The organism is Bacteroidales bacterium (assembly GCA_018334875.1).
Lineage (GTDB): Bacteria > Bacteroidota > Bacteroidia > Bacteroidales > UBA12077 > JAGXLC01.
Genome location: JAGXLC010000245.1, coordinates 1 through 6,285, shown reverse-complemented (window position 1 = coordinate 6,285; position 6,285 = coordinate 1). Strand labels below are relative to the sequence as shown.

The following is a 6,285-nucleotide window of genomic DNA, read 5'->3' as shown; positions in this document are numbered from 1 at the left end:
GCGACAGGGTAAAAATGGCCAACATCGCACAAACGGTAAATGTACTCCAGGCTATGGTGCTCACAGAAGAGGAGGAAATGATCCTTACACCCACCTATCATGTATTTGACATGTATCAGGTACATCACGATGCTACCTACCTTCCTTTAAAACTGAACAGTAATAAGTACAAATTTGACGAAGAGGAAATACCGGCAGTTACTGGTTCTGCCTCCATGGATAAGGAAGGCAAAGTGCATATCACATTGACCAATGCCGATCCGGACGAAGCGGCTTCTGTGGAATGTTATTTACAGGGGGATCAGGAACTCAGGTTCAACCGGGGAGAAATTCTGACCCATTCCCGGATGAATGCCCACAATAGTTTCGAAAATCCAGAGCAGGTCACTATACAGAATTTTAAGAATGCCGAAGTAAATGATGGCAAAATAGAAGTAGATCTACCGGCAAAATCTGTCGTAATGATTGAATTCAACTAGAACAAAAAATTATAATCATGTCAATAAAAGGCTGCCTTTATTGACATTTAATAACCACAAACAAATCAGTTACATCATGAAACATCGAAAGTTTGGAAAGGAGCAAATTGAGGTATCCGAAGTGGGCCTAGGCTGCTGGCAGATTGGAGCAGGCTGGGGAACAGTCAAAGATGATACCGCGAGGGATATTTTACGGACAGCTTTAGATCAGGGCATTACATTCTATGACACCGCTGATGTATATGGAGATGGAAGAAGCGAAAAGCTGGTTGGAGAATTTTTCAAGAAAAACAAAGAAAATATATTTATTGCCTCAAAAGTAGGGAGAACCCCCGATCTTTATCCTGATGGATACACCAAAGAAAAGGTCAAGTACAGAATTCAGAAGTCTCTCCAACGACTACAGCTTGAACCGCTCGATCTGGTGCAAACCCATTGCATCCCCAGAAAGATGATGGAAGATGGCGAAATATTCGAATGGCTGAGTGATTTCAAGAAAGAAGGGCTAATCAGAAATTTTGGCGCCAGCGTAGAGACCATGGAAGAAGCGAAGATCTGTATGCAGCACCCGGAACTCTATTCTTTGCAAATCATTTTCAATATTTTCAGACAAAACCCCACCGAAGAACTATTGGATAAGGCCAAAGAAAAACAGATTGGTATCATTGCCCGGGTACCACTGGCCAGTGGACTGCTATCGGGAAAATTTACCAAAGAAAGCACCTTCCCTCTCAACGATCACAGAAACTTCAACAAATCAGGAAAATACTTCAATATTGGAGAAACCTTTGCCGGGCTTCCTTTCGATAAAGGCGTTGAGCTGGCAGATGAAATAAAGAACCTTATGCCGGAAGATTTCACTGCAATGAGTCAATTTGCTTTGCGCTGGATTCTGGATCATGATGCCATTTCTGTGGTGATCCCGGGAGCCTCAAAACCAGAGCATGTGAAACTGAATGCTTCAGCATCAGAATTGCCACCTTTGGGGAACGAACTCCATCAAAAGCTTGGTAATATCTATAAGAACAAAGTGGAACCTCTTATTCAGGGACATTATTAGATAATTCTCAAAAATTCAAATCAAAACCTTATACCACCATGTTTACCCGGCACAAAATTTATAACAAGATTTTTCTGTTATTTGCCTTGCTCTTATCCATTCAGAGTATCGGCCAAATAGGAAAAGAAGTAGAAAAAGACAGGATAGTTCTTCAAAACAAGGTCATCAAAAAGGAAATCTCCTTCAGCAAAAATAAACCAGCTCCGGTGCATATCACCTCAATGTATGATAAAACGCACAAAAAGGAATTGATAGCACCATCAAAAGAGACCGCCTGGTTTGAATTTGTGATCGATGATGAGCTGGTGACAAGCTCAGATCCGTTGTGGCAGTTCCGGGAGGTTAAAAAAAGAGAACTCAGAAACGGGGGAACAGAATATCAATTGATATTCCAGGGCCAATCAGAACCGGCAGAAGGGCTTTCAGTCCATATCTGCCAGCAGTTTTTCCCTCAATCAACACTTATCAGGGAAAAATTGAAGCTAAAAGCTACCAACAAAAAATTTGAGATCAACAGACTTGACGGAGATCTGCATTTCATCTTCCCCAAATACAATTACAAAAAGCACGAGAATGAGATCAACAGCACGGAGATCAACATGGCCCAATGGAATGATGAAGTTATGGATAACATCAATTGTTCCGCAGAAGATCGACGACATGGTGACAACAATCTCTCACAGGTTCACATGTATCACCCGGACATAACCGAAAGAAATCTGGTAATGGGAAGCTCAACATCTTTCAAGGGGCCTTTCGGACTCATTTCCAATGGAGACTTTACAGTAATGACTGCCTATGAGCATGCTTCACCGGATAATCTCATTGAAGGCGATATGATTCGCCGCTTAAAGGAAAAAATGCTCTCCCCTTCAGAATTGGAAAAAGATGAAAATGAACTGCAGGAGCTCATCAATGAAAAAGCCCACTTTTTAAGTGTATTTCAAAAATCTAAGCAAAATAGCATGCAACAAGCTGTTCATATCGAAAGGGGCGGATATATAGACGGTGAACAAATTACGCCGGATAAGCCTTATGCTTCGGTTTGGACGGCCACCGGTCATTATTTTAACGGACAGGACAATCAACCCAGGACCCTCCTGCATAACTATATGTTGAAATGGATCACCGAATGGCCCCACACCCGGGAGCAGGAGTTTTATTACAACACCTGGGGTATGCAACGCAACGTGCCGGGTGATCAAACAAGAAGCATTCTAACCTATGAGCGTATCTACAAAGAAATAAGAAATGCGGCAGAACTCGGTGTTGAGATATTTGTACTCGATGATGGATGGGAAACTGAACACGGGGTATGGAAGCCTCACCCGGAAAGACTGCATAAAGGGCTGGGCCCAATCCGCGATACCCTTCAGAAATACGATATGAAAATGGGCGCCTGGTTAAATCCGGTAGGGATTGACAAAAATACCAAACGCTTTAAGGCTCATCCTGAATGGGTAATACGTAATCAGGACGGCACGCCTGTAGCTTCCCAATGGGGAAAACCTGTTTTTAATTTTGTGAGCGACTACGCTGATTTGTTCATTGAGGACTGCAAATGGCTGATTGACCATGGCGTACAGTTTTTCAAGTGGGACGCCGTCAACACCTTTTTCCCGGATAAACCGGGACTGCACCATGGAGATGAAGATGCCGATCAAGAGGAAATCATTGCCCGTTACGGATATCAATTGCCTATAGATATTAAAAAAGCCATGGTTGAGCTGATGGAGTACAACCCCAATGTAACCATTGAGATTGATTTGACTGAAAACCGGAGGACTTTGCCTGGATTAGCCATGATGAGTGCAGGAAAACTCTTCTGGATGAACAATGGAGCCTCAAGCTACAATGATTACACCCATTACCGGGCGAAATCCATGCGGAGCATACCCAATGAATTCAACGGCATCATTCCGTTGCAGCTTTTTACCTATGCCAACTATCCCCATAACCAACATCCGTATTTTGCCCAGCGTTACAATGTCAATTCATCGATTGCGGCGGGCTATGGATTTTGGGGTAACCTGGAGATAATGAACTCCAACCAGCGCAGACAGGTTGGAAAAACCGTGGATAAAGCCAAAAGAATAATGGATGACATCAGGTACAGCCAAACCCGGCATATTGGTAAAGTAGGGGATTCTCCCGAGATCTATACCACCGTGAACCGGAAAAAAGCATCCGGGAAGCTAGTGGCTTTCAGCGGCAGCGCTTTAAACTATGAACATCAGGTAAAACTCAATTCCGACAACTTGCTCGGGGTGATCAACAACGCATACCAGCTTAATGGGAATCGCATAGAGATTCCGTTTCAGTTTCCGGCTTCTCTTAGCAGCCGGGAGGCATTTATCTTGCCCAACAAAGGGAGCGGTATTTCTGTCATCAGCAGTACCTGCTGGTTGGATAATCTGAAGCTTGAAAGCAATTCATTGCATATTACAACAGGCGGAACCGGAACAATCGAGGTAAAGTGGCCCGTAAATATTTCAAGGCCTGAAGTGGAAGGCGAAAACATCACATATACCATTCGCCAAAAGGCAGATCATTACTTATTTAAAATAAAGGTGGAAAAATCAGGAGAAATTATTACAATCCAATAATGACTGTAAACTTCAACACAAAAAGGCAGGATTAAAATATCAAAAATGAGTATAAATAGTGTGAGTGTCTTCGGCCATTCAGCATTTTTTGCTTAATTTTATAAGCCATTTTTATTGTTTTACTTTTATACGAGAGGTCAAATGCTCATTGATCTTTTAACTTAATAATCCTTTAGCTTATGGATATTTCATTCAAAGATGCGCACCGCAAGTTCCAGACCACAGCGTTCAATATCATGGTCAAGCCCATTGGCCCCATTTGTAATCTGAACTGTACCTATTGCTATTATCTGGAAAAAAAGAACCTGTATGAGTCGGTTCAAAACTTCAAGATGTCACACAAAGTTCTGGAAACATTCATCAAAGAGTACATCCAGGGTCAAAAAGCGCCGGTCATCAATTTTGTATGGCAGGGAGGAGAGCCTACCCTAATGGGAATTGATTTCTACAAAAAGGCGGTTGAATTGCAACAAAAATACAAAGGCAATAAAACCATTGAAAATTCCTTCCAGACCAACGCTACCAAAATAGATGAGGACTGGGCCCGGTTTCTTGCCGAAAGTGAATTTCTTGTTGGAGTCTCCATTGACGGACCTAAGTGGATCCATGACAAATACCGCCGTTACAAAAATGGCCAGGGCAGTTTCGATGATGTGATGAAGGCGATTGAACTTTTAAAGAAACACCGGGCAGAATTCAATACGTTATCGGTTGTAAACGACTACAACAGTCACTATCCCAGAGATGTTTACCGTTTTCTGAAAGGCATTGAAAGCAAATTCATGCAGTTCATACCCATTGTAGAACAGTATGCAGCCCCGGATGAGGATACGCCGGTAGAACTGATTTCCCCGGATTTCCAGGGAAAGTCTGAAGTTACCGAATGGTCAGTAAACCCAAAGCAATATGGTAAATTCCTGACTACCATCTTCGATGAATGGGTTACCCGGGATGTTGGTAAATATTTTGTGCAGATTTTTGATACCACCCTTGCCAACTGGGTAAATCAGAATCCGGGTTTGTGTGTATTTGACAGAACCTGCGGAGAAGCTGCCGTACTGGAATTCAACGGGGATCTGTATTCCTGCGATCACTTCGTTTATCATGAAAACTACCTGGGCAACATTATGGAAACGCCCATGGTGGAATTAATGAAATCCGAAAAGCAAATGAATTTCGGGCTGAGAAAAGAATACAACCTCCCCGAAAAATGTAACAAATGTAAGTTTAAAAAGATGTGCCGGGGCGGATGTCCCAAAAACAGGGTGACCGAAACCGGAGTCCCCGAAAAACGATTAAATTATCTTTGCGAAGGATATCAGCATTTTTTCAGTCATGTAGTACCCTATATGAATTACATGGCCAATGAACTGAGGAACAAAAGGCCCCCTGCAAACGTGATGCGATGGGCGAAAAAATACCAGGTTCATTAAAATTGTATTATGAAACGTTCGTAGGGGAACCGAAGAAACTAAAACTTACAGCCGACAGGAAAACCAAATCCATATATGATTTTTTTATAGTTCCTGGCCTGAAATATGGTTTCTTTTTTATTAATTTGGACAAGCCAAAAAGGAAACACATTAAATTCCTTGAAAGCATCCTGTTTGGTTTTGGCTTGTCCAAATTAGGTGTTATATTTACACCTGCAATCATAAGGAAGATTATTGTTTAGAAAACCCGGCTAAACTTTAAAATGAATATATATGGCAACACTTGACTGGATTGTACTTGGTATTTTCTTTCTTGCCCTAATTGGTATTGTTTGGTGGGTACTCAAACAGAAAGAAGAAACATCTGTTGATTATTTCCTTGCTGGACGCAATGCCGGCTGGTTTGTTATAGGAGCCTCCATTTTTGCTTCCAATATCGGCTCCGAACATTTAATCGGATTGGCCGGTGCGGGAGCTGAAAGTGGTATGGCTATGGCTCATTGGGAAATGCACTCATGGCTCATCCTGATTCTTGGTTGGGTTTTTGTCCCTTTTTATTCAAGAAGTATGGTTTATACCATGCCTGAATTTCTGGAAAAACGCTATGGCGGAGGGTCAAGGACCGTCTTATCACTGATCTCACTTGTGAGTTATGTACTGACAAAGGTAGCTGTAACTGTATGGGCTGCAGGAATAGTATTCAAGAC

General features: G+C 42.2%; 5 protein-coding genes. All 5 read left to right on the top strand.

Annotated elements, in window-relative coordinates; translation table 11 throughout:
• Positions 1-479, top strand: a 479-nt coding sequence (locus tag KGY70_15430) for an alpha-N-arabinofuranosidase (GenBank protein MBS3776587.1), incomplete at its 5' end; no start/stop codon positions are given.
• Positions 480-555: 76 nt separating this feature from the next.
• Positions 556-1,539 (top strand): aldo/keto reductase, encoded by a 984-nt coding sequence (locus KGY70_15425; protein ID MBS3776586.1) that lies wholly within the window; start codon positions 556-558, stop codon positions 1,537-1,539.
• Between the two features lie 38 nt (positions 1,540-1,577).
• The gene (locus KGY70_15420; protein ID MBS3776585.1) at positions 1,578-4,145 is read left to right on the top strand and encodes an alpha-galactosidase; all 2,568 of its coding nucleotides are present in this window, start codon (positions 1,578-1,580) and stop codon (positions 4,143-4,145) included.
• Positions 4,146-4,324: 179 nt separating this feature from the next.
• Positions 4,325-5,578, top strand: coding sequence for an anaerobic sulfatase-maturation protein (locus KGY70_15415; GenBank protein MBS3776584.1), 1,254 nt, complete (start codon positions 4,325-4,327; stop codon positions 5,576-5,578).
• Between the two features lie 273 nt (positions 5,579-5,851).
• The coding region (locus KGY70_15410; protein MBS3776583.1) for a Na+/glucose cotransporter at positions 5,852-6,285 on the top strand (434 nt) is incomplete at its 3' end.